This is a genomic window from Aporhodopirellula rubra, from assembly GCF_014192335.1.
Taxonomy (GTDB): domain Bacteria; phylum Planctomycetota; class Planctomycetia; order Pirellulales; family Pirellulaceae; genus Rhodopirellula; species Rhodopirellula rubra.
The window spans coordinates 78,895-95,340 of sequence record NZ_JACHXU010000002.1; the positions used below are offsets into that span (position 1 = coordinate 78,895).

Sequence of the window (16,446 nt, forward strand, 5' to 3'; positions counted from 1 at the left end):
TGACGCGTCTCTCTATTTGCGGCTTAAATGCCGAGCGTGCCAGGGGCAGGTACCAGAAGCCACTTCGATCCCGATCGAAACCAATCCCTTCCCCCGTCCCAACCGACGTCGGGCTCCAAACATGGGCCGCGTGTTTCCGAGCATTCAAGCATTCGGAAACCCACCGTCAGTTGTCGAAAACATGAGGCATGTTCTGCAGTCGATGCCAAATCTCAATTCAAATGTGGTCCCCAGTGCGATCACCGGCTACCACGTCGATGACGAAGGGCACTGGGTCGCTCAGCTTCAGTGCGGTCACAATCAACACGTGCGCCATGACCCTCCGTTGGTCCGCCGCGAATGGGTATTAACCCCCAAGGGCAGGAGGTCCATGCTCGGCTTCCGACTCGGCTGCAAAAAATGCCGCGAATCAGCCCCACCGGACGCACGCCCGCCCGCCGCCCGTGAGCCCTCCTAACACGTCCGGCCTACCGGCTTCGCGGGAGTCGCCCGCACGCTAGACTGTCCACATGTTAGGCGCCATCCTTCTCACCGCCGTGTTGCTGGTTCTGGGCGTCGTGCTGCGCCGTCGGTTCCGCATATTGGCGATCGCCCGCATACCCGCATCGTTGATTGCAGGAGCTATCGGTCTAATCGCATGGCAGATCATTCTGTGGAGCGTCGCCGGGGCCGACGAAGCCGAACCCGATCGATGGACACAATGGGTACAGGCATTTACTAATGACTCGATCGCCAATCTCCGGTCGTGGCCCGGGTGGCTCATCGCGGTCGTGTTCTCGGGAATGCTGCTATCACGTTCGCCGCAAAATGGTGATACGACGCCGCCAAGCTCTCGCCCGCAATCTAAAACCGCGTCTCATGACCAACACGGGTTTTCGCCCGTTGCACGCGAAGCACTGATGGTATGGATCATTGTGCTCGGCCAAACGGTGGTGGGGTTGTGGTTAGTTTGGTGGTGGATCGGGCCACAGTTTAACCTTCCTCATTCAGCGGCAATGCTGATCGAGACCGGGTTCGCGGGAGGTCACGGAACGGCCGCTGCGATGGGAGCGGTCTTTTCACATCCGACAATCAATATGAAAGAAGGCCTCGACCTCGGCGTGTTGATGGCCACGTCCGGATTGGTGTACGGACTGGTATCGGGAATCCTCTGGATCGAAGTCGGTGCGCGGCGAGGGTGGATCGCCGCCGATCGATTTGCGACAGCGAACACGAGTGACTCAATCAATAACGACTCGCACGTCGAGGCGTCTCGAGATCCCACCAACCCAACGAGTCTCTCCGAACCAAACGTGGCGTCATCGATTGCCGATGCGATCGAACCGCTCCTGTTGCAACTCGTGTTTTTGATGTTGGCTTTCGGCATCGGGCTAGCCATGCAGAGCCTCGTCGATTCACTCGCCTCCGCGGTGGACGCCTCTAAAATCTTTGCCGGATCCGACTCAGCCGACGCGGGCGAACAGGTGCTCCGCGACCGATTACGAATTGCCAGCGTTGTGGGCTCGTTCCCCCTGTTCATCTACACCCTCTTCGGAGGCGCGATCGTTCGGTTTGCCGTCATCCGCACCGCCGGCGACCGCTGGATCGACCACGACACGATCAGCAGCCTCGTGGGCGCGAGCATGGACCTGTTGGTCGTTGCCGCGGTCGTGACGCTGAATCTCGCGGTCGTTGTATCACTGTGGATTCCGATCACCGCGTTGTTTGTCGGTGGTGCCATCTGGTCGACGTTTTGCTTGCTGGTTCTGAGTCGTAGAATTTTGCCTGACAGCCATTGGTTCGAACTCGGGCTGATCAATTTCGGCATGTCCACAGGAACAACGGCGACCGGTTTCGTGTTACTGCGGGTGATTGACCCGGAACTGAAAACGCGAGCCGCAGAACACTACGCCCTGGCAGCGCCGCTATCGGCCCCATTCATCGGTGGGGGGATGATCACGGTGGGGTTGCCGTTACTTCTGCTCGAACGAGTTCCGATTGCGTTATCCACCGTTTTCATGACCATTATGCTGATCTCACTCATTGCCTGGGGGGTCTGGTGGAAGACGAAACTCACATTCCACGAAGGATCCCCAGACGAAAAAACCGGCCCCGATTCCAGGCTCAGCGACGAATTTGGGCAATCTAGGTGAGAACACTGAATTGCGTTCTTTCGTCATACCGGTAAACTCAGGGCGTCGAACCGGTCGGGATTCTGCCAAATTTTGTTTTGGCGATTGCCGGGCTTCCAACGTTTCCTGTGCCATCCGCTCATCACGCGAACATAATTTTCATGGCCGAACTGAACCACGAATGTGGCGTCGCCGCGATTTACCATCTCTCCGGCCGTGGCCGAAGCCCCATTTGCACCGATGACGGGCCGCGACAAATTTCGCGATTGCTTCCACGGATGCTGCTCGATATCCAAAACCGCGGACAACTGGCCGCCGGGATGAGCACGTTTGATCCCGACCGCCCGGGCCTGATCAAAACGCTCCGTGACGTCGGCACAGTCACCGAAGTCTTCCGTCTCAACCACCGCGCCAAAGCCGATTCGCTGATGCAATCGCTGGCGGGTCGCGCCGCGATCGGACACGTCCGATATGCCACCTGCGGTCAAGACGACCGGAACTATGCCCAACCGTTCGAACGACGCCACATCCACAAACGCAAGTGGTTCAGCTTTTGTTTCAACGGTCAATTGGCCAACTACACGCTGCTCAAACAGCGACTGCTCGCCGACGGTGATCACCACCTGACGCTCGACACCGATACCGAAATTATCCTGCACGAATTCGGTCGCATTCTGTCAGCCACCAACGGCCGACTCGATTGGATCGAAGTCCTTCGTCAAGCCGCGGCCGGATTCGACGGCGCGTATTCGCTGGCGCTACTGACCGGTGAAGGCGAAATGATCGTTGCCCGAGATCCGCTGGGCATCAAACCGATGTGTTACATCCATGAAGGTCCATTGTTCGCCGCAGCGAGTGAAAGCGTTGCGTTGCTGAACCTCGGCTTCGAAGCCGACCAAATCAAATCGTTGCCGCCTGGCCACGCGATTTTGATTGATCCCGAAAACGGACTCCGCATTGAGCAGTTTGCGGCCCCCCAAGAACCAAAGCATTGCTTCTTTGAATGGATCTATTTCGCCAACGTCGCCAGCACGCTCGATGATCGCAGCGTTTACCTGAGCCGCACCAATCTGGGCCGGGAACTCGCCGACGCCGAACGTCGATTCGGTCGCGTGCCGCTCGACGATCCCGACACGATCATCGTCCCGGTGCCGGACACCAGTAAAGCGGCTGCCGATTCGATGGCCTACGAGTTGTCGATCCCGTGCCGCGAAGGATTGATCCGAAACCGCTACGCCGGACGAACGTTTATCGAAGGCGGACGAGCCCGGAAAGCCAAAGCCGCGGCGAAGTACACCCCACTGCGTGAAGTACTCAAAGGCAAACGTGTCATCCTGGTCGAAGATTCGATCGTCCGCAGCACAACGATGAACGCGTTGTTGGACCGGATCCGCGACGTCGGCGGTGCGAAGGAAATCCACGTTCGCGTGGCCTGCCCTCCGATCGTGGCCCCGTGTTTTTACGGGATCGACATGAGCACGATCGACCAACTGATCGCACCAAAGTACTTCTCCCTCAACGGCGAACTCAGCGACGACGCGCAGCAACGCCTCGCCGATGACCTCGGTGCCGATTCGCTGCAGTACCTGCCGGTTGACGCCCTCGCACGTGCGATTGATTTGCCGCAGAGCAAACTTTGCCAGGCTTGTGTTACAGGTAAATACCCGACGCCCGTCGGACAACATTTGTATCAAATTGCGTGCGATAATCGTGGCTCACGAATCGACAGCCAACGCACCTACGAACAGCTCGCCGCAGCCGTCGGCGTCAGCTAGTATCATCACGACGATACTCGGTCACATTCCCAGGACGATCCTGCCAGGATCGCCTAGAAAACATCCGAACGGAATCGACTAGAATCAGTCAAATGAGCGGGGCACCTCATCACTGTGGATTCGCGTCAACGGTTCCATCGTCCGTTCTCCCCACCCAAAAACCCCACTTCGTATTCAACCCATGCGTGTACTTTCTGGCATCCAACCGACCGGCCGGCCCCACTGGGGAAACTACTTCGGTGCCATTCGCCAATACATCGACCTGCAAGAAAACAACGACGGGTTTTACTTCATCGCCGACCTGCACGCCCTGACCACGGTTCGTGATCCGGCGCAGCTCCGCGAGAACGTTCTCAACGCCGCACTCGACCTACTCGCCCTCGGACTCGATCCGAACAAAGCGACCCTGTTCGTCCAGTCCCGGATCCCTGAAGTCACCGAACTGACGTGGCTGTTGCTCACGGGCACGCCGATGGGCTTGCTCGAACGATGTCACGCCTACAAAGACAAAAAGGAACGCGGCCTCCCCGCCGACGCCGGACTTTTCACGTACCCGGTCCTCATGGCCGCCGACATTCTCGCCTACGATTCGCAAATCGTACCCGTCGGTGCTGACCAAGTTCAACACATCGAAGTCTGCCGCGACCTCGCCGGATCGTTCCATCATACCTATGGCGAAACGTTCGTCATGCCGAAGGCAAAGACCCTCGATGTCGGCGCTAAGGTGCCCGGCACCGACGGTCAAAAGATGAGCAAGAGCTACGACAACACATTGCCATTGTTTGGTGACGTGAAGAAAATCCGCAAACAGATCATGCGGATCGTCACCGACAGTCGCCCGATGGAAGACCCGAAAGATCCCGAAGGGGATCACCTCTTCGAACTCTATCAACTCTTCGCCGGACCGGATGAAGTCGCGGCGATGGTGGAGAAGTACCGCGCCGGTGGATTCGGATACGGTGAGATCAAGAAAGCCGTCGCCGAAGTCAGCGAAGCCCATTTCGCGCCCGCCCGCGAACGTCGCGAAGAACTCGAAAAAGACCTCGATTCGGTCCGCGACATCCTCGACGCCGGTGCCGTGCGAGCACGCGAAGTCGCCGGCGCTGTTCTCGACAGAGCACGTTCCGCATGCGGGGTGCGGTGACACCATGGCGATCGTTGCCGTCGGAACGGAAATTGTGCAGTGTGCTCGGATCTCGCAAATGATCCAACAGCACGGCGAACAGTTTCTCGAACGCGTTTTCACGCCCGCAGAAATTGATCACTGTGCCCAATTGCCCGACGCCACCAGCCACTTCTCGCGGCGATGGGCGGCAAAACAAGCGGTCTACAAAGCCCTTCATTGCCATCGCAAAGGTGTCCGCTGGACCGAAATCGAAATCCAAACACGCCCTCACAGCGGCCCCACCATCTCATTGACCGGCAGCGCCCACGAACGGGCCCTCGACGCCGGAGTCGACACCATCCACCTCAGCCTCGGTGGATGCCGAACCCAAGCGATCGCGTATGTGATCCTATGGCAAGACGACACGTTCGAAACCCATCCATCGGACGACGACTGAGCGACCACTCCCCTCGCAGCCCCAATCGCCCCGCGAAACCACCACCCCAAGGGCTGCGATCACCCACGGCGCGCATACGCCGAAGGCGTTACAGAGATTAGCCGGCAGTCGAGCGAAGCGAACACTGCCGGCTATTGTCGAAGATGCCTCCGGCGTACACGAACTCTTGAACAACCAAGATCTGCAACACGCGAAATAAAGTCGCAACGGCTTTCGGTCACCTTCTACTCCCGACGAAAAAACAACAGGACGAATCACCCAATGAGCTTCCGAGAAGAAAGCCCCAAAATCGATCCTCCTTAGACGCAGCGTGAAAAGATCAACGCGGCTCTTCTACGTCGTTGGCTACTCGCCGATGGGAAGCCAACGACAGCTCCCTCGTGGGCGAACACTTTCATCCTGAATGCATGGTCAGCGGCCTGGCCCCCGAGGTGATTAAGGGCTTGGATGAGATGCGTGTTACCCACCGGGCCATGTGTGCAAGATTGCATCATCGCACAGTGACCATCCATCATTTGCTACTGCGCGGCGATCAGTTCACGGCCACGATGGAATTCGAAGGACACCAACAGGACCCTGGAATTGACGTCGCCTTAGACACGGCCTGCTTTGGGACATTGAAGGACGGACTGATCTACCGCGCACACAATGTCATCGACTAAACCGGGCTGTACGCCAAACTCGGCCTGTTGGATGTGGCCAAATTAGACGAGCACTTTGGATAGATCGACAGCGATCGGACGCCGCAGAGACGCCTACGACTCTTCCGGCGCGTTGCGACGAAAAACGGCGACGATGTCTTCCACGGGGACAACAAACAATTGATTGTCGTGCTCGAGATCGACCGGAATCGCGTTCTTAGGATGAAAGAGAATCTTGTCGTACTGACGAAGAGGCAACTCTTCATCATTTTCAACTGCCGCACTGATCGTGACGATGCGTCCGGTGATCGTTGGGATTTCAGCCGCGTCAGGCAGCGCGATGCCGCCTCGCGTTTCACGCTTGGGCTCATCCTTGCGGACGAGCACACGATCTCCGATCGGTTCCACGTATTCGAACGTGGATGAAGCTACTTTTTTCTTTGCCATGAATCAGTGCGCGTCGACTTTGGTGAAGATCATTTTGCCAGCGTTGGTTTGGAGAGTACTCGTCACTCGGACGTCGAGCTCTTGGCCGATTCGGTTTCGACCACCCTCCACCACGACCATCGTACCATCATCGAGGTAACCGATTCCTTGCTCAGGGCCTTCGCCCGGTTTAATCACACGCAATCGGAATGTTTCGTCAGGCAAGAAGACCGGTCGTAACGCGTTGCTGATCTCATTGAGGTTGATCACCGGGACGCCTTGAACCTTGGCAACCTTGTTCAAGTTGAAATCGCCCGTGACCACTTTGCCTTCGAGGTGCTTGGCCAGCAAAACAAGTTTCAAATCGACCGTCTGGCCCGCGAGCTCAGGGAGTTCACGGTCAAAGATTTGCAAATCGACATTCTCGTCCGCACGCAAACGGTTGAGCACATCCAACCCACGACGACCACGGGTACGACGCAGTTTGTCACTGCTGTCGGCGATCGCCTGCAACTCGCTCAATGCGAATCGAGGCATGATCAGTTGGTTGTCAAAAACACCCGTCGCGACCAAGTCAGCAATCCGGCCATCGATCACAACACTCGTGTCCAAGATCAAAGGCTTAAACCCTTTCACCTCTCGCACAAATTCGACATAAGGAATCAAAAAGCGAAAGTCATCTTTGGTCTGCAACAACACCGACGTGCAGAGATAACACAAACAAATCCCGACAACCAAACGGATGTGATTAGCGCTGGCGAACTGGTCCAAAAACGGCGCCGCCGCGATCGTGAGGATATACGTCAACAACACCCCCACCAACACACCAAAGTAGATCGATGTGATCGTGTCGATACGTTTGCGTGGGAGGTAGATATCAAAGATCACCATCCCCACGGCCAACCCCATGATGATGACGAAATTCATCCACGGCAGATATGTGGATCCGCCGCTGGGCAGCGAGGTGTTAATAATTGCCGAAACGCCACCGGCGCATAGCAAAAAGAAAAGACGCAGAACGATCAGTGCCATATGTGTCTGCAGCCCACGCTCGAAACGCGGACCGACCTAAAGCTTTAAGGAGGGAGGGAAAGCGGAGGAATCGACCAGTGTAAATGCTCAGTTGGAATCGCCCAGGGGTTGCCCCACGCGAACGAGCCGATTCTGCCATCGCTGGTTCGGTTTGTAGTGGGACGAGCCCAACAGTGGCAAGGTTTTGTTGCTTTTGAGATTAAGCACAAATTTTCCTGCCGGTTACCGAACCACTCCCAACTCTACCAGTCGGCCAACGGTCCCGCCGTCGAATGCTCCAGACTCGCATACTGCTGATCACAGAACTGATCGGTCATTCCGGCGATGTATTCACCGATAACCCTCGCCAGAGGTCGGGATTCTGCCCGACGCCGAAATCGCATCGGCAAACGACTTGGTGTATGACTTAATACATCAAACAACACGCGCACCCGGTTTGCGGCCGATTCACGCACTGGTATTAACCTGGGGTGACGATAGACCGCGTTAAATAAAAACCGTTCTAACTCACTGCGTTCGGCCGCCAACGTGTCGCTGTGATGGACACGGATTCCGGCGTCACAAACATCCTCGGCCGACATTCCTTGTGCCGTTTGCAGTAAATCAACCGACACGTGCAGCAAATCGCTTACTTGCAAATCGATCAGTTCATGCACCAATAGTTGCCGCATCGGGCCGATGGGCAACTCACCTGCTTTTTCGCGCACCCGCCTCATCGCTCGACGGATGATCGCCAACTCGGAAAGACTGTCGATCGACAGCAATCCCATCTGCAACGCGTCATCAATATCGTGTGCGTCATAGGCGATCGAATCCGCGGCGTCGACGATCTGCACCTCTAACAACGGTGCTCGCCCGACGGCCGCCTCGCTCTTGTGAGCCCGGGTGTCCTGACCGGCCAAGGTTTCCGCCGACAGATTCAATCCGGCGAATTCGTGATATCGCTGCTCCAGTTCCTCGACGATCGTCAATGCGAACTGGTTATGTGAAAACCCGCCAACCGAATGCATGCACTCGCTCAAGACGTCCTCGCCGCAATGTCCATAGGGCGGGTGCCCGATATCATGCATCAAAGCCAGCGCTTCGGTTAAATCTTCGTTGAGCCGGAGAACGCGGGCCAAAGTGCGGGCGACGGAGGCGACCTCGAACGTGTGCGTCAAACGCGTGCGGTGATAGGTTCCCATCTCACCGGTGAAAACCTGCATTTTGCCCGACAACCGGCGAAACGCACTGCTGTGCAGAATCCGATCTCGGTCCCGTCCATAGGGTCCCCGATAGGCGTGTGGCGGTTCGTGCTTGACCCGTCCGGCCGAATCACTGCTGTGCATCGCGTAAGATGCGAGCAGCAAATGCTCTCGGTCCGCGTATCGCCGCAGGTCAATCAGAGGGCCGCCGGTGGACATAGTGGGTGCGGGGAACTCGGCAACGGTGGTAGGCAACGGACCAGCGACTTCAATGGAGGAATACGAGGAGGACGGAGCGAACAGCCGCCCGTGACTTTCGATTAACTACTCCAAACCAAACCCCACGGGGCACGGCAAGCGAGAGAGAAACACACAATTTCGATACGCTCACGCCATCTCAGGGTAGCTTTTTTCCGCAAATAAGCCCAGAGCAAGTAATTACGGATGCGTCAGTTGTGATGGGTGAACGGGCGAATAGAATGGGGGCTCATTGAATCGCAATTGATCTTCCCCATTTCGGACCAACGCCCCTTGCGGGGGGCGAATTTTATGAACGATCCCAAACCCCAACCATCGGCGCTGACGAACCCGTCCCCCGACACGACACCTGCCACGTCCACGCCAGTGGCAACGGCCCCAAATCCGCTGCGTTTTCGCCCCGCAAAGGTGATCATGGCCCTGCCGGCGTACAACGAACAAGAAGCCCTTCCGGAATTGCTCGAACGGGTCGGGGAAGCCTTCGCCGACAGTGGACTGCCCTACGAAGTCGTGATCGTCGACGACGGCAGTAAAGACGACACGGCCAAGATCGCGTCGCAAATGTCTTTCCAAATGCCAGTCCACGTCGTCAAGCACGAAGTCAACCAAGGCCTCGGCGTGACCATCCGGGACGGGCTCAAAGAAGCCGTCGACCGCGCCGGCGAACGCGACATCATCATCACGATGGACGCCGACAACACACACCCACCCGGATTGATTAACCGCATGGTGCAGTCCGTTCATGAGGGTTGCGACTGCGTTATCGCATCACGATTCCAAAACGGTGCCCGTGTCGTCGGCGTTCCGATCGAACGTCACTTCCTCAGCATCGGTGCCCGATTGCTGTTCACGCTCCTGTTTCCAACCCGCGGTGTTCGCGACTACACCTCCGGATATCGAGCTTACCGTGCTTCGGCGATCCGCGACGGGTTCGCCCGTTACGGTGACGATTTTGTCGGTGAGACCGGGTTTTCATGCATGGCCGACATCTTGCTGAAACTTCGCAAGATGGACTGCGTCTTCGGCGAAGTCCCACTGCGATTGCGTTACGACCAAAAGGGCGGCGCCAGCAAGATGCAGGTCTTCAAAACGATCTGGCTGACGCTGAAAATGCTCGGACGTCACCGCGTTAAGGGATCGTAATCGGATGCCCGCGAGTTCACCGACACACTCGTCAACGAAGTCCGCCCCCACGACCTCTCAATCCGACACCGCACCGGCGAGCCGATGGCTCGTCATCGGTGGTGGAGTGATGGGGTTGCAGGTCGCCACTGATCTGCGCGACCGCGGCCAGAACGTGACAATCGCGGAAGCCGCTCCGACGATGGGCGGTTTAACGAGCGCGTGGAATCTCGGCGATGTGATCTGGGACCGCTTCTATCACGTCACGCTGATGAGCGACACCAAAATTCGCGACGTCCTCAAACGACTCGGCCTCGAATCGCAGATGAAATGGGTCGAGACCAAAACCGGCTTCTACGCCGGAGGTCGCTTGCTCTCGATGAGCAACACGAGCGAGTTTTTGAAATTCCCACCGCTGACGTTAATCGAAAAACTCCGACTCGGCGGGACGATCTTCTACGCTTCGAAGATTCGCAATTGGCGACGCCTAGAAAAACTCACCGTTGAGAAATGGCTCCGCCGTTGGTCCGGTCGCGGTGTCTTCGAGAAAATCTGGCAACCACTGCTGCAAGCCAAACTCGGTGAAGCGTACAAACAAACCTCCGCCGCATTCATTTGGGCGCACACCGCGCGAATGTATAAGGCACGGCGCAGCGGAATGAAAACCGAGAGGTTCGGCTACGTCCCCGGCGGCTACGCACAAATCCTCGAGAGCTGGGTCGGTTGGCTTACTGGACGCGACGTGACCATGAAAACCGGGTCTCCGGTGAAGAACGTTGCGCCTCTGAATTCGGGTGAACTGCTGGTCGAATTTGCCGACGGACATAGTGAAGTCTACGACAACGTCGTTTCCACCATCGCGTCACCGTTCATCGCCCAATCCTGCGACGCCCTGACACAAACCGAGAAAGATCAACACAGCAACATTCGCTACCTCGGCGTTGTCTGCGCATCGATGCTGATGGACAAACCGATCAGCCAGTACTACGTCACCAACATTACCGACACATGGGTCCCGTTGACCGCCGTGATCGAGATGTCCACGATCGTTGATCCCGAATCAGAACTCGATGGCAAACACCTTGTCTATCTGCCGAAGTACTTGCCGGACGATCACGAAGGATTGAACGAGTCCGACGACGACTATCGCGAGAAGTGCCTTTCGACTCTTGAAAAAATGTACGATCACTTCTCACGCGATCAAGTCATCGAGTTCAAAATCGCTCGCGCAAAATACGTGGCCGCTTTGTCGACGGTGGACTACAGCACCCGATTGCCACCGATCGTCACCAGCGTCCCGGGTTTTTACGCGTTGAATTCGGCACACATCGTCAAGGGAAACCTGAACGTCAACGAGACGATCACCCTTGGTGAAGAAAAATTGGCGGACGAAGTTTGGCCCGACTACCAGAAACGGGTCGCTCGAGGTCAGGTTGCCACCAACGCAACCTCACGAGACGAAGAACTCGTTTCATCCAGCTGACGCTCTCGCCGCAGGTCAACAAACTCCCGCACGCCAGACCGCACGCTCCGACTCGGGAAAATTTCCCCGAACAATGACGTTTGCGATGATGCTATCCTAAACGTCTTACGCTGCGTCTCGTATGTTCTCGCGATCACGATGAGAATCGCCGACGCAGCACTGAGTCTCTTCTACCGTGGGCAGGTTGAACGATGAACGATCAGAAACCTCGCAGTCGGCGATGGCTGATATTACTCGGCGTGATCATTGTCGCACTTGTACCGACTTACATCGAATTCTTTCTCCGTCGACCAGTGGGCGAAGGGCCTGCCGGACCGTCTATTTCCGCCGACGCATTCGAATCGGTGTGGACTGATCGCAAAATCATGATGCTCGGTATCGGCGACAGCGTCACACGTGGACTCGGTGCTGATTCACGCAGCCACACCTACTTCGAGCGATTACAGAACAATCCCGCCGACGAGTTTGCCGACATGCAGGGCAAGTGTCTCGCAAAAGTCCTCCCCAACCTAACCGCCGAAAACTTTGCGGTTTCGGGATCAACGTCGATCGATCACCTTCAGACACTCGAAACTCAAATCGAGCCTTACCCTGATGATGTGTTTGGGCTGGTCGTGATGACAACCGGTGGCAACGACTTGATTCATTCCTATGGTCGACGTCCCGCCGTCGAGGGCGCGATGTACGGTGCGACGCTCGAAGAAGCTCTCCCGTGGATCGCCAATTTCAAAACACGGCTCAATACGATTTTCGACGGCATTGAGGAGCGGTTCCCCGGCGGATGTGTCATCTATGTCGGCGACATTTACGATCCGACTGACGGTGTCGGCGATGCACCGAGCATCTTCCTGCCCCATTGGGCCGACGGCCTCGCGATCCATGCGAAATACAACGCGACGATTCGTGATGTCGCATCAAAACGCGATCATATCCATGTCGTCGACCTCTACCAAACCTTCCTCGGCCACGGATCACATTGCCGCCAATTTTGGCGAGCAAACTACGATATCTCCGACCCTCACTACTGGTTCTACGACAACATTGAAGACCCCAACGACCGCGGCTACGACGCCATCCGCCGCGTTTTCTTGAATCAGATCGTCGCCACACATGACCAACTTATCACCAAACCAATCACGGCCGAACCGTTGGCGCTGGCAACAAACGAATAGTCGATCACGCAAAACGCGGGGCAAGACCGCCACGGACAACCAACCAGCGACCGTAAATTGACACACTTATTGCCAACCGGTTCATCCGAGCATTTCTGCAAACCGCGTAGGTTTGTGGGGGCGGTTACGTTCGCCGTCGCGTGGTCCACCCATTGGGTGACGTTGGCTACAGCAACGGTGGCTACGGCAACGGTGGCTACAGCAACGGTGGCTACAGCAAACGTGCGAATCCGAGCGGCTCACGACCGCTCGCAAACGTTTCCTACTTTGATAAACGGGGTTAGCGGTACCACGACGCCCGATTCTTTCGGTACGCTAAGAAGGTCGCATCATTGAGGGGGAGCATCCTGAACGCCTCCCATGATCGCGAATCCCTGTTCTCCCCGCGATTCTCCTCGCGTGCCTTTTCCGCGTCTCAATCGAAAAACACTGATGATCCGGTATACTCTGTTATCGTTTCTGTTCCTGGCATCCGTTTCGGGCTGTTCCAAAAAAACTCCTGTCGAAGAACTCTCCGTCGACCAAAGCGGCGTCGAGATCATTGATCAGGCTGTTCTGATCACAGACACCGATTGGCCGATGTGGCGAGGGCCAAACGTCGACGGTCTCGCGCCCGATCAACCACTACCGACCTCATGGAGTGCGGACGAGGGAGTCGCATGGCGGGCCCTCGTTCCCGGTCGCGGACACGGCAGCCCGATCCTGGTGGGTGACCAAGTCGTGGTGGCGACTGCTCTCGACGACGAACAGAAACAACTTGTAATCAGTTTCGATCGCAACGACGGCACGGAGCGTTGGCGAACGATCATTCACGAAGGAGGCTTTCCCTCCAAAAGAGAAATTCACAACAAAGGCACCAACGCGAACTCCACCGTCGCGAGTGATGGAGAACGATTCTTTACCGCGATGTTAAATTCGCAAAAGCTTTTTGTCACCGCACTGGATCTTGAAGGCAATCAACTTTGGCAACGCGAAGCCGGATCGTTCCAACCTAAATTCGGCTACGCTCCCTCACCGCTGATCTACAAATCACTCGTCATCATCGCCGCCGACAATCAGGGCGGCGGTTATCTCGCCGCGTTCGATCGCACGACGGGTGAACCCGCGTGGAGGACCGCTCGTGGAAACATCAGCAGCTACTCCAGTGCAACAGTTGGTAACCTTGGCGGACGCGATCAGTTATTGATTTCCGGGTGCGACTCCGTCTCGAGTTACGATCCGGCCACGGGCGAACTGCTCTGGGAAACACCTTGCATCGCCGAAGCGACTTGCGGAACCGTCGTTATCGCCGGCGACCGCTTGGTAGCCTCAGGTGGCTATCCCGACAAAGAAACCGTGTGTCTGTCTGGCAAGGGCGAGAAACTCTGGTCCAACGGAACGAAGGTCTACGAACCGTCGTTGATCGCCCACGACGGACTCGTTTTTGCGGTCAGCGACGACGGCATCGCGTATTGCTGGTCGCTCGAGGACGGCGAACAAATGTGGAGAAAACGCTTGGGCGGCAATTTCAGCGGATCACCCGTGATCTGCAACGGTAACGTCTACGTCGCCAACCTTTCCGGCGATTGTTTCGTCTTCCGAGCATCAGACGAGAATTACGAGCAGATCGCGAAAAACAAACTCGGCAGCGACTGCTACGCCTCTCCCGCGATCGGCAACAGCCAAATCGTTTTTCGAATTGGAACAGGCAGCGGCGGTGACCGACAGGAGTCATTGGTCTGTGTCGCCGCTCCGGAATAAGGCCGCCCGTTACGGCGCCTCGACGACCGGCGACCTAAATCGCCACCAGAAGGCACCATCGTTCAGTGCCCCAACGGGGCGATCGCCGACTCGGATCCAACCGGGATCCCACAAAAAGATATAGGCCTGATCGGATTCCAGTTCCGGAATGTCGTCAAACACCAACTCCATCTTACCTTGGGCTGGGTGATGCTCGTCGGGACTCGCCTGCCAGATCGGATTTTTCTCGTCCGACACCGAGTACAACCGAATGCTTTTGCCCTCCGATCCGGCAAAATCAATCGCTTTGCTGAACCGCATCGAAACAGAAATCATTACCGAATCACTCGTGCTCGAATTGGCCGGCGACAACGCCTCCAAATGCGGACAGATCATCTTCAGTCGATGCCAGCCCCATCCGTTCTGATGTGGCAACGGGCGTGCAGACGCTTCAGGGACTCCCGATCGCACCGCTTCTTCCACCCACCGATTTACCATCATCTCCAACCGCTCGGTTTCCTGCGATGCCAGATCATGACGTTCGGTTCGATCGTTTCTGAGATTGAACAACTGCCACGGACCGTCATACAAACTGACCACTTTCCACTCGTCTTCGATCCACGCTCTTGAAAAGTGATAGTGCTGAAAATCGGGTTTCGACGCACGACTGCCGTCGGTCCGTAGCAGTGGCACTAACGACGCCCCGGTCAACGATCGCAATTCTCGTTCGCGATGAGTCTTCGGGTACTCCGCTTCGGCGAGTTCCAAAAACGTCGGGTAGAAATCCGTGATGCTCACCGGCGATCGAACGATCGTGCCGCCATCGTGTTGGACTCCCGCCGGCCATCGGACAATCATCGGTGTCGCGATTCCACCCTCATGGCATGCATGTTTGTAATATCGAAACGGCGTCGCCTTCACGGATGCCCATCCGTTACTCGATGACGGATTGCCATGCGGGGCCCAAGGAATCTGCTTCTCGTCTTTTTCGATGCCGCCGTTGTTGTAGTCGCCGCCATTGTCCGAAAGAAAAACGACGAGCGTGTTCTGATCAATCCCTTCTTCGCGAAGGTAATCCATGATGCGTCCTACCGCCGTATCAACGCCATCAACCGCGGCCGCGTATGCCGCCATTCGTCCCACCTCGACACTCTTGCGGTGCGGGGTTAACTCGTCCCAATGACGCGTCTCCTCATCTACCTCGGCGAGTTCAGTGTCAGCCTCGATGAGACCGATCTCGATTTGCCGCTCGCGACGCGCCCGACGAATTTCCTCGTACCCTTGCTCATACCGCTTCATGTATTTGTCGACCAAGCGTTTAGGAGCTTGGCAAGGATGGTGGGGTGCGTTGAACGCCACGTACATGAAGAACGGTTGCTGCGATTTGACCGCTTCACTCATGAAATCAATGCTTTTATCAGCAAAAGCATCCGTCGAGTAGAACTCCGGGCCGAAATCGCGAAACGGCTCTTCGTCCATGAACCAGTCGTCAGCGCCGATAAAACAATCGCTCATCCCGCTCAGAAAACCAAACGAACGATCAAACAAATCGCGCGAACGCGGATCCGGCGTCCCGGCGTGCCACTTGCCCGTCATCATGGTTCGATAGCCTGACTCCTGAAGCAAGGCAGGCAAAGGCATCGAATGAGAATACGCGTTGCCGCCGGCACGGTGAAACGGCATCCCCGAAAGGAACGCGATTCGTGAAGTCACGCACATGGGCGATGCACGAAAATGCGAAAATCGGACTCCCTGTTTCGCGAGTTCATCGATACGCGGTGTTTCAATCTCGCCGCCATAACATCCCAAATCGGAATAGCCGAGATCGTCGGCCATCAACACGAGAATATTGGGCCGGGCAGGCATGCTAGTGTTGTCCGCCGCGAGCGAACTCGTCAGCAACGTCACACCAACGAGAAAAACGAGAGGCCGAATCAGTCGAGAACACATACATCTTCAGT

Annotated in this window: 15 protein-coding genes; 11 read left to right on the top strand and 4 right to left on the bottom strand. The window is 56.6% G+C overall.

Features of this window, described 5'->3' with window-relative positions; translation table 11 throughout:
• Positions 1-202: 202 nt before the first annotated feature.
• The 6 genes from FHS27_RS02580 (at position 203) to FHS27_RS02605 (ending at position 6,110) form a co-directional block, all read left to right on the top strand.
• Complete coding sequence (locus tag FHS27_RS02580) at positions 203-457, top strand: DUF3565 domain-containing protein (protein ID WP_184302337.1); 255 nt, start codon at positions 203-205, stop codon at positions 455-457.
• A 52-nt stretch (positions 458-509) separates the two neighbouring features.
• Positions 510-2,132 (top strand): sodium:glutamate symporter, encoded by a 1,623-nt coding sequence (locus FHS27_RS02585; protein WP_184301373.1) that lies wholly within the window; start codon positions 510-512, stop codon positions 2,130-2,132.
• Positions 2,133-2,272: 140 nt separating this feature from the next.
• Positions 2,273-3,886 (top strand): amidophosphoribosyltransferase, encoded by a 1,614-nt coding sequence (locus tag FHS27_RS02590; protein ID WP_184301377.1) that lies wholly within the window; start codon positions 2,273-2,275, stop codon positions 3,884-3,886.
• A gap of 181 nt (positions 3,887-4,067) precedes the next feature.
• A complete protein-coding gene (gene trpS / locus FHS27_RS02595; protein WP_184301380.1) occupies positions 4,068-5,030 on the top strand; it encodes a tryptophan--tRNA ligase in 963 nt (320 codons plus the stop codon).
• Between the two features lie 4 nt (positions 5,031-5,034).
• A complete protein-coding gene (gene acpS, locus FHS27_RS02600) occupies positions 5,035-5,448 on the top strand; it encodes a holo-ACP synthase (protein ID WP_009096653.1) in 414 nt (137 codons plus the stop codon).
• A 341-nt stretch (positions 5,449-5,789) separates the two neighbouring features.
• The gene (locus FHS27_RS02605; RefSeq protein WP_184301383.1) at positions 5,790-6,110 is read left to right on the top strand and encodes a nuclear transport factor 2 family protein; all 321 of its coding nucleotides are present in this window, start codon (positions 5,790-5,792) and stop codon (positions 6,108-6,110) included.
• Positions 6,111-6,203: 93 nt separating this feature from the next.
• On the opposite strand, the gene FHS27_RS02610 is transcribed toward FHS27_RS02605, so the two are convergent.
• From FHS27_RS02610 to dgt, 3 genes are all read right to left on the bottom strand, one after another.
• Entirely contained in the window at positions 6,204-6,536 is a 333-nt protein-coding gene (locus FHS27_RS02610) for a co-chaperone GroES (protein ID WP_009096648.1), read from the bottom strand.
• Positions 6,537-6,539: 3 nt separating this feature from the next.
• Complete coding sequence (locus FHS27_RS02615; protein ID WP_184301386.1) at positions 6,540-7,547, bottom strand: PIN/TRAM domain-containing protein; 1,008 nt, start codon at positions 7,545-7,547, stop codon at positions 6,540-6,542.
• A gap of 242 nt (positions 7,548-7,789) precedes the next feature.
• Positions 7,790-8,932: a dGTP triphosphohydrolase gene (gene dgt / locus FHS27_RS02620; protein ID WP_184302340.1), complete on the bottom strand. Its 1,143-nt coding sequence runs from the start codon at positions 8,930-8,932 to the stop codon at positions 7,790-7,792.
• 348 nt (positions 8,933-9,280) lie between these two features.
• On the opposite strand from dgt, the gene FHS27_RS02625 reads away from it, so the two are divergent.
• The 5 genes from FHS27_RS02625 to FHS27_RS02645 all read left to right on the top strand — a co-directional run bounded on the left by FHS27_RS02625 (position 9,281) and on the right by FHS27_RS02645 (position 14,506).
• Positions 9,281-10,132 carry a glycosyltransferase gene (locus tag FHS27_RS02625; RefSeq protein WP_184301390.1) on the top strand — a complete coding sequence of 284 codons (852 nt, stop codon included), beginning with the start codon at positions 9,281-9,283 and terminating at the stop codon, positions 10,130-10,132.
• Positions 10,133-10,136: 4 nt separating this feature from the next.
• Positions 10,137-11,594 (top strand): NAD(P)/FAD-dependent oxidoreductase, encoded by a 1,458-nt coding sequence (locus tag FHS27_RS02630; protein WP_184301393.1) that lies wholly within the window; start codon positions 10,137-10,139, stop codon positions 11,592-11,594.
• A gap of 191 nt (positions 11,595-11,785) precedes the next feature.
• Positions 11,786-12,766, top strand: a complete 981-nt coding sequence (locus FHS27_RS02635) for an SGNH/GDSL hydrolase family protein (protein WP_184301396.1) — start codon at positions 11,786-11,788, stop codon at positions 12,764-12,766.
• Positions 12,767-12,906: 140 nt separating this feature from the next.
• On the top strand, positions 12,907-13,050 hold the full coding sequence (locus FHS27_RS02640) for a hypothetical protein (RefSeq protein ID WP_184301398.1): 144 nt from the start codon (positions 12,907-12,909) through the stop codon (positions 13,048-13,050).
• 148 nt (positions 13,051-13,198) lie between these two features.
• Positions 13,199-14,506, top strand: coding sequence for an outer membrane protein assembly factor BamB family protein (locus FHS27_RS02645; protein WP_184301402.1), 1,308 nt, complete (start codon positions 13,199-13,201; stop codon positions 14,504-14,506).
• 9 nt (positions 14,507-14,515) lie between these two features.
• On the opposite strand, the gene FHS27_RS02650 is transcribed toward FHS27_RS02645, so the two are convergent.
• Positions 14,516-16,435: an arylsulfatase gene (locus tag FHS27_RS02650; protein ID WP_184301405.1), complete on the bottom strand. Its 1,920-nt coding sequence runs from the start codon at positions 16,433-16,435 to the stop codon at positions 14,516-14,518.
• Positions 16,436-16,446: the final 11 nt, after the last annotated feature.

Coding starts and splice junctions, on each gene's coding strand:
- FHS27_RS02580 (WP_184302337.1), top strand. CDS start 203: ATGCCAAATCTCAATTCAAATGTGGTCCCCAGTGCGATCACCGGCTAC.
- FHS27_RS02585 (WP_184301373.1), top strand. CDS start 510: ATGTTAGGCGCCATCCTTCTCACCGCCGTGTTGCTGGTTCTGGGCGTC.
- FHS27_RS02590 (WP_184301377.1), top strand. CDS start 2,273: ATGGCCGAACTGAACCACGAATGTGGCGTCGCCGCGATTTACCATCTC.
- trpS (WP_184301380.1), top strand. CDS start 4,068: ATGCGTGTACTTTCTGGCATCCAACCGACCGGCCGGCCCCACTGGGGA.
- acpS (WP_009096653.1), top strand. CDS start 5,035: ATGGCGATCGTTGCCGTCGGAACGGAAATTGTGCAGTGTGCTCGGATC.
- FHS27_RS02610 (WP_009096648.1), bottom strand. CDS start 6,536: ATGGCAAAGAAAAAAGTAGCTTCATCCACGTTCGAATACGTGGAACCG.
- FHS27_RS02615 (WP_184301386.1), bottom strand. CDS start 7,547: ATGGCACTGATCGTTCTGCGTCTTTTCTTTTTGCTATGCGCCGGTGGC.
- FHS27_RS02625 (WP_184301390.1), top strand. CDS start 9,281: ATGAACGATCCCAAACCCCAACCATCGGCGCTGACGAACCCGTCCCCC.
- FHS27_RS02630 (WP_184301393.1), top strand. CDS start 10,137: ATGCCCGCGAGTTCACCGACACACTCGTCAACGAAGTCCGCCCCCACG.
- FHS27_RS02635 (WP_184301396.1), top strand. CDS start 11,786: ATGAACGATCAGAAACCTCGCAGTCGGCGATGGCTGATATTACTCGGC.
- FHS27_RS02645 (WP_184301402.1), top strand. CDS start 13,199: ATGATCCGGTATACTCTGTTATCGTTTCTGTTCCTGGCATCCGTTTCG.
- FHS27_RS02650 (WP_184301405.1), bottom strand. CDS start 16,435: ATGTGTTCTCGACTGATTCGGCCTCTCGTTTTTCTCGTTGGTGTGACG.